At 70.1% G+C, this 6,034-nt stretch carries 6 protein-coding genes; 4 read left to right on the top strand and 2 right to left on the bottom strand.

Annotated elements, in window-relative coordinates; all coding sequences use genetic code 11:
• Both H0U68_RS20450 and msbA read right to left on the bottom strand, forming a co-directional pair.
• On the bottom strand, positions 1–665 hold a 665-nt coding region (locus H0U68_RS20450), incomplete at its 3' end, for a hypothetical protein (protein ID WP_296358744.1).
• Positions 662–2,443 (bottom strand): lipid A export permease/ATP-binding protein MsbA, encoded by a 1,782-nt coding sequence (gene msbA, locus H0U68_RS20445; RefSeq protein ID WP_296358743.1) that lies wholly within the window; start codon positions 2,441–2,443, stop codon positions 662–664. The genes H0U68_RS20450 and msbA, both read right to left, overlap by 4 nt.
• A 59-nt stretch (positions 2,444–2,502) precedes the next feature.
• Between msbA and H0U68_RS20440 the strand changes: the two genes are divergently transcribed.
• From H0U68_RS20440 to pal, 4 genes are read left to right on the top strand one after another with little or no spacing between them, the layout of a single operon-like run.
• Entirely contained in the window at positions 2,503–3,252 is a 750-nt protein-coding gene (locus H0U68_RS20440) for a glycosyltransferase family 2 protein (protein ID WP_365732260.1), read from the top strand.
• Positions 3,249–4,094, top strand: a complete 846-nt coding sequence (locus H0U68_RS20435) for a glycosyltransferase (RefSeq protein ID WP_296358741.1) — start codon at positions 3,249–3,251, stop codon at positions 4,092–4,094. The genes H0U68_RS20440 and H0U68_RS20435 overlap by 4 nt, the downstream gene beginning before the upstream one ends.
• Before the next feature lie 53 nt (positions 4,095–4,147).
• On the top strand, positions 4,148–5,395 hold the full coding sequence (tolB, locus tag H0U68_RS20430; RefSeq protein ID WP_296358745.1) for a Tol-Pal system beta propeller repeat protein TolB: 1,248 nt from the start codon (positions 4,148–4,150) through the stop codon (positions 5,393–5,395).
• A 59-nt stretch (positions 5,396–5,454) separates the two neighbouring features.
• Positions 5,455–5,988 (top strand): peptidoglycan-associated lipoprotein Pal, encoded by a 534-nt coding sequence (gene pal / locus H0U68_RS20425; protein WP_296358740.1) that lies wholly within the window; start codon positions 5,455–5,457, stop codon positions 5,986–5,988.
• The last annotated feature ends 46 nt before the right edge of the window (positions 5,989–6,034 follow it).

The following is a 6,034-nucleotide window of genomic DNA, read 5'->3' as shown; positions in this document are numbered from 1 at the left end:
CGCGGCGCGGCGCGCCAGGCGGCGCAGGCCAGCAGCAGCACCAGCACCAGGTGGCCGGTGCGGCCTTCGGTCGCGAACAGCACCGTGACCACCAGGAAGCCAGCGCCCGCGTAGGCGGCGGCACGCGGCAGCGCGCCAAGGCGCGCGTGCTCGAACAGCAAAAAGGCGCAAACCGACAGGCCGAAGCCGGCCGAGATGCGGCGGCTGGCGACGAAGGCGCCGAGCCGCGGCGACAGCGGCGCCAGCCAGTGCAGCGCGGCGAACCACAGTGCGCCTGCCATCAGGCCCAGCAGCAGGGCGCGCGGCGCGCGCGCGATGCGCAGCAGCGCCCACACCAGCGGAATCATCAGCAGCTCGTGGTAGCGGTTGACCTCGGTCAGGCGCGCGGCGGGCCAGCCCTCGGCCAGCGTGCGCAGCGCGATGTAGGCCAGCAGCAGCAGGCCGAGTCCCAGCACCGGCTCGGCCGACCAGGGCTGGCGCGCGATGCGCGGAGCGAACGGAATCGCCAGCAGCAGCAGCAGGCCCAGCGCGATGCTGGTGCCTGCCGTGGAACAGGGCAGGAAAAAGCCCAGCAGCGCCAGCGCAAACGTCAACGCGCCCTGCAAGGCGCGTTCGGTGGCGGGATGCGCCTGGGGCGGCAACGGCGCCGCCTGTGTACCGCTCATGGCTCGGTCACCAGTTCGGTGCCGTGCAGCGCATGCAGGCGCGCATACAGGCCGCCGCGCGCGATCAGCTGCGCGTGCGAGCCCAGCTCCACCAGCCGGCCATGCTCCAGCACCGCCACGCGGTCGGCGTGCTCGATGGTGGACAGCCGGTGCGCGATGACCAGCGTGGTGCGCCCGGCCATCAGGCGGCGCAGCGCGTCCTGCACCATGCGCTCGGATTCGGTGTCCAGCGCCGAGGTCGCCTCGTCCAGGATCAGGATCGGCGCGTCCTTGTACAGCGCGCGGGCGATCGCCAGGCGCTGGCGCTGGCCGCCCGAGAGCGCCGAGGCGTTGTGGCCGACCACTGAATCGATGCCCCTGGGCAGCTGCGCCAGCAGGCCCGCCAGATTGGCCGCATCCAGCGCGCGCTCCACCTGCGCGCGGTCGATCTCTTGTCCCATCGCCACGTTGGCGGCCAGCGTGTCATTGAACATCACCACGTCCTGGCTGACCATGGCGAATTGGCGACGCAGCGCACGCAGGTCCCAGTCGGGCAAGGCATGGCCGTCCAGCAGCAGGGTACCGGCACTGGCGTCGATGAAGCGCGGCAGCAGGTTGGCCAGCGTGGTCTTGCCCGAGCCCGAGGGCCCCACCAGCGCCAGCGTTTCGCCGGGCCGGATCTCCAGCGAAAAATCCTCCAGCGCGTCGCGTTCGGCGCCGGGGTAGCGCACCGTCACGCCGTGCATCTCCACGTGCCCGCGTGCACGTACCGGCGCATGCGTGCCGCCGGTTTCGGCAGGCGTCTGTTCCACCAGGTCGAAGGAGCGTTCCAGCGCGGCGAGCGCGCGCGCGATCGGGCTGGTGACTTCGGACAGGCGCTTCACCGGCGAGATCAGCATCAGCAAGGCGGTCACGAAGGAGGCGAACGAGCCCACCGTCATGGCGTCGCCGCTTTGCCACAGCGCGATGCAGATCACCACCGACAGCGCGGCGGCGGACAGCATGTGCATGGTGGGCGTGATGGCGGCGGAGGCCACGGCCGATTTCATGGCGAGGCGCCGCAGCTGCAGGCTGAGTTTGTCGAAGCGGCCGGCCTGCACTGCCTGCGCCTCGTGCAGGCGTACCACGCGGTTGGCCAGCACGTTCTCTTCCACCGCGTAGGCCAGCTCGATGGTGGCGGCCTGGCTGCTCTTGGCCAGCCGGTACAGCCGCTTGGACGCGGTGCGCATCAGCCAGGCCACGGCCGGGCCCATGAAGCCGACGATGAGCGTGAGCTGCCAGTTGATGTACAGCAGGTAGCCAAGCAGCGCCAGCATCGCCAGGCTGTCCTTGACCAGCGCCGTCAGCGCGTTCACCAGCAGGCTGAAGCCGGTCTGGATCTCCTGCACGATGCTGTTGGACAGCGAACTGGCGGACTCGCGCCCGAACATCTCCATGCGCGCATCCAGCATGCGGCCGAAGAGGGCACGGCGCAGCGAGAACATGCCTTCGTTGGCGATCTTGGCCAGCGCCACGTCGGCGATGAAGCCGGCGCCGCCGCGGATGGCGAACAGCAGCAGCAGGGCGGCCGGCACCATCCACAGCGGGAAGGCGCCCTCGTGGAAGCCTTTGTCCAGCAGCGGCTTCATCAGCGCCGGCACGGCGGGCTCGGTGGCCGCGCCGACCATGGTCGCGATCAGCACCACCGCCCAGAAGCGCCGCACGTGCGCGATGTACGGGAAGACGCGGCGGATGCGCGCGATCAGGCCCGGGGAGCGTGCCTCTGCGATGGCGTCAGGCACGGCGGGGCGCGCGGGCATAATCGGGCTTCATGCGTGGATTATCCAGTGAATCCGGAGGTCCTCCGCAGACCGCGGCCGTGAGCGCCATCCTCATCACGCGCGACGAGGAGGCCAACATCGGCGAATGCCTTGCAAGCCTGGCGTTCGCGCGCGAGTGCATCGTGGTCGACAGCGGCAGCCGCGACGCCACCGTGGCCATCGCGCGCGCTGCCGGCGCGCAGGTCCTGCAAACCCCCGACTGGCCCGGCTTCGGGCCGCAGAAGAACCGCGCGCTCGCGCTCGCCACCCAGCCCTGGGTGCTGTCCATCGACGCCGACGAGCGCGTGACGCCGCAGCTGCGCGACGAGATCCTGGCCGTGGTGCGCGGCGACGCCGCGGCCGCGCCGCAGGCCGACGCCTGGAGCATGCCGCGCCTGTCCAGCTTTTGCGGGCAATCCATCCACCATTCGGGCTGGTACCCGGACCGCGTGACGCGGCTTTTTCGCCGCGGCACCGCGCGCTTTTCCGACGACGCGGTGCACGAGCGCGTGGTCACCGCACAGCCGCCGGCGCAATTGAAGAACGACCTGTTGCACGCAACCGTGGTCAGCCTCGAATCCGTGCTGGACAAGCTGAACCGCTATTCCACGGCCGGCGCGCAGGGCGCCCTGGCGCGCGGCAAGCGCAGCTCGCTGGGCAAGGCGGTGCTGCACGGGCTGTGGGCTTTCCTGCGCGCCTATGTGCTGCAGCGCGGCTTTCTGGATGGCCGCATGGGCTTCGTGCTGGCGGTGTCCAACGCCGAAGGCACCTACTACCGCTACCTGAAGCTGTGGCTGCTGCAGCGATGAGGACGGCCTTCGTCGTCCTCACCTACAACCGCGCCGATGCCCTGCTGGCGGTGCTGCGCGCGCTTGCGCCGCAATGCGGTCCGCATGACCGCGTCGTGATCGCCGACGACGGCTCGCACGCCGACCATGTGCGGGCGCTGCGCGCAGGCCTGCCGTACTTCGCCTGCCCGGTGCGCCACGTGTGGCACCCCGACACCGGCTTCACCGCGGCGCGTGCGCGCAACCTTGGCGCGGCGCATGCCGATGCCGACTACCTGGTGTTCATGGACGGCGACTGCGTGCCGACGCCGCACTTCGCGGCCATGCACGCTCGGCTGGCCGCGCCCGGCCACTTCGTCAACGGCAGCCGTGTGCTGATGAGCGAGGGCCTGACGCGGCGCGTACTCGGCCATTCGCCGATGCTGCAAAATCTGCGCCTCGCGCAATGGCTGCGGCTGCGCGCGGCGGGCGACGTTAACAAACTGACGCATCTTGTGTCCTGGCCCGGTGCTCCGTTGCGTGTAGAAGAGCGGTTTCGCTGGAAGGGCATCCGCAGCTGCAACTTCGGTGTGTGGCTGCGCGACTTCGAGGCCGTGGACGGCTTCGACGAAAGCTTCTCGGGCTGGGGCCACGAAGACGCGGACCTGGTGCTGCGCCTGCACCACCGAGGCCTGCGGCGCAGGAACGGCTTTCTTGCCACCGAAGTGCTGCACCTGTGGCACCCGGAGAGCAGCCGCCTGGGGGAAAACGCCAACCGTGAACGTGTCCACGCGCGCATGCGAAGCGGCATCATTCGGGCCGAAGCCGGACTGGCATTGGCGCGTGAAGCCGTCGATGTGCGCGTGACTGAACTAAATCGATGAAGGAAAGACGAAGCAGCATGAACCAACCCGCACTTTGGCGCCGCCGCGGCGTGATGGGCTTGCTCGGGGGCGCAGTGGCCCTGCCGGCGCTGGCGCAGTTCCGGGTGGAAGTCACGGGCGTGGGCGTCACGCAGCTGCCCATCGCCATCGTGCCCTTCCGGGGCGAGGATGGCTCACCGCAGAAGATCGCGGCCATCGTGCAGGCCGACCTGGAGCGCAGCGGCCAGTTCCGCGCGGTGGACGGCACCGGCACGGCGCTGGACGAAGCCAGCCGGCCCGACCTGGGCCCGTGGCGGCAAAAGGGCGCCGACGCGCTGGCCGTGGGCAGCGTGATGCGCCTGGCCGACGGCCGCTACGACGTTCGCATGCGCCTGTGGGACGTGGTGCGCGGCCAGGAGGTGCTGGTGCACAGCTACGTGGTCGCCACCGGCGACCTGCGACTGGCGGCGCACCGCATCTCCGACCTCATTTACGAAAAGCTCACCGGCGACAAGGGCGCGTTCGCCACCCGCATCGCCTACATCACCAAGAACGGCAACCGCTACGTGCTGTGGGTAGCCGACGCCGACGGCGAGAACTCGCAGTCCGCCTTTGCCAGCAACGAGCCGATCATCTCGCCGGCCTGGTCGCCCGACGGCACGCGCCTTGCCTACGTGTCGTTCGAATCGCGCAAGCCCGTGGTCTACACCCATGAAGTGGCCGGCGGCCGGCGCCGCCTGATCGCCAACTTCCGCGGCTCCAACAGCGCACCGGCCTGGGCGCCCGACGGCCGCACGCTGGCCGTGACGCTCACGCGCGACGGCGGCTCGCAGCTCTACACCATCGGCGCCGAAGGGGGCGAGCCGCGGCGGCTCACGCAGTCGGCCAGCATCGACACGGAGCCGGTGTATTCCAGCGACGGGCGCAGCATCTACTTCGTCAGCGACCGCGGTGGCGCGCCGCAGATCTACCGCATGGGCGCGGGCGGCGGCGAGCCGCAGCGCGTGACCTTTACGGGGAGTTACAACATTTCGCCAGCCATCAGCCCGGACGGGCGCTGGCTTGCCTACATTTCGCGCATCAATGGCGCCTTCAAACTGCAGGTGATGGAACTGGCGAGCGGCTACGCCCAGTCGATCACCGACACCACCGCCGACGAAAGCCCGAGCTTCGCGCCCAACGGCCGCCTGCTCGTCTACGCCACCCGGCAGGGCGGGCGCGAGGCGCTGATGACCAGCACGCTGGACGGCAAGATCAAGGCGCGCCTGGCCGGCCAGGGCGGCGACATCCGCGAGCCCGACTGGGGCCCGTTCCTGCGCTGATCGCGGCATGATGCGATGAACTTCCAGACCTTCCAGAACCGAATCAGGAGAGTGAACCGATGAACAAGCACGTGTTCCTGGCCGCCGCCGTGGCGGCATTGATGGCCGGATGCTCCAGCGTCCCGCTCAACGACGTGCCTGTCGAAGACAGGACCGCCTCCACCCTCGGCCCCGGCGGCGCGGGTGGCGGCGGCAGCGGCACGCAAAGCACGGTGACGCCGGTGATGGCCGAACCCACCGGCAGCGCCGGCCAGGGCCCGGCCAACGTGGCGCGCATCATCTACTTCGACTACGACAGCAACTCCATCAAGCCGCAATACCAGTCGCTGGTGGAGGCGCATGCGCGCTTCCTCAAGAGCGGCGGCGGCAAGCATGTGGTGGTCGAGGGCCACACCGATGACCGCGGCGGCCGTGAATACAACCTGGCGCTGGGCCAGCGCCGCGCCGAGGCCGTGCGCCGCGCGCTGAATCTGCTGGGCGTGGCCGACTCGCAGGTGGAAGCCGTGAGCTTCGGCAAGGAGAAGGCGGCCGTGCCGGGCGGCGACGAGAACGCCTGGGCGCAGAACCGCCGCGCCGAGATCGTCTACCGATGAACGGCGTGTTTGCCCGCCCGCCGTCGCTCAGGCCGGTCCTGCGCGC

Origin of the sequence: Ramlibacter sp. (genome assembly GCF_013697775.1) — a bacterium.
Classification (GTDB): Bacteria; Pseudomonadota; Gammaproteobacteria; order Burkholderiales; family Burkholderiaceae_C; genus Ramlibacter.
Note: the sequence above shows the minus strand (reverse complement) of the source record. Positions and strands in the feature narration are given on the sequence as shown.

Bases quoted from the DNA above. Each gene is read 5' to 3' on its own strand.
- msbA (WP_296358743.1), bottom strand. From the start codon at position 2,443: ATGCCCGCGCGCCCCGCCGTGCCTGACGCCATCGCAGAGGCACGCTCC.
- H0U68_RS20435 (WP_296358741.1), top strand. From the start codon at position 3,249: ATGAGGACGGCCTTCGTCGTCCTCACCTACAACCGCGCCGATGCCCTG.
- tolB (WP_296358745.1), top strand. From the start codon at position 4,148: ATGGGCTTGCTCGGGGGCGCAGTGGCCCTGCCGGCGCTGGCGCAGTTC.
- pal (WP_296358740.1), top strand. From the start codon at position 5,455: ATGAACAAGCACGTGTTCCTGGCCGCCGCCGTGGCGGCATTGATGGCC.